At 43.6% G+C, this 525-nt stretch carries 1 protein-coding gene; it reads right to left on the reverse strand.

Annotated elements, in window-relative coordinates; genetic code table 11:
- A partial coding sequence (locus WH96_RS22220; RefSeq protein ID WP_162200185.1) for a hypothetical protein occupies positions 1-525 on the reverse strand: 525 nt, incomplete at both ends.

The following is a 525-nucleotide window of genomic DNA, read 5'->3' on the forward strand; positions in this document are numbered from 1 at the left end:
TGACGGACCTGCGGGCGGAACTGAGGCAGATACGTCGATATCTTTATTATTCAGCTTTGATTGCGCATCCAAAGAAACAGACCAACCATTACCACTCTTCTCGGCAATCAGATTTAGACCATTCAAGGTAAAAGCCCTGAAGGAAGCAAAATTCAGACTTGATTTCGTATCCCCTCTGAGGGTGATTGGTTTTGGTTCCGATCCAGGCTTTTCCGCTAAAATATAAAAATTAAAATCAAGAGGCTGATTGGATATCTTGGCCTCAAGCGTGCCAGTGATACCTGCATAGATTTCACGTGTTGACTGACCTTGTAGCTTTGGTGCTGTCACTTTAAAGCTTGCGTTTTTTAAAGCTATCGCAGATGGCATCCCGGTAAAACGCAAAGTCGGCAGGTTTAAATTCAAATGCAGGTTTGCCAGAAGCTGATCTTTAATATTCGCAGCAGCTGATTTCAGGTCATATTGAAACAAGTTTGGCGGAAAGATCGCATTTAGGGGTAAAATGGCACTCTTAACACCCACGGC

The sequence above is a fragment of the Kiloniella spongiae genome (assembly GCF_001026905.1).
Lineage (GTDB): Bacteria > Pseudomonadota > Alphaproteobacteria > Kiloniellales > Kiloniellaceae > Kiloniella > Kiloniella spongiae.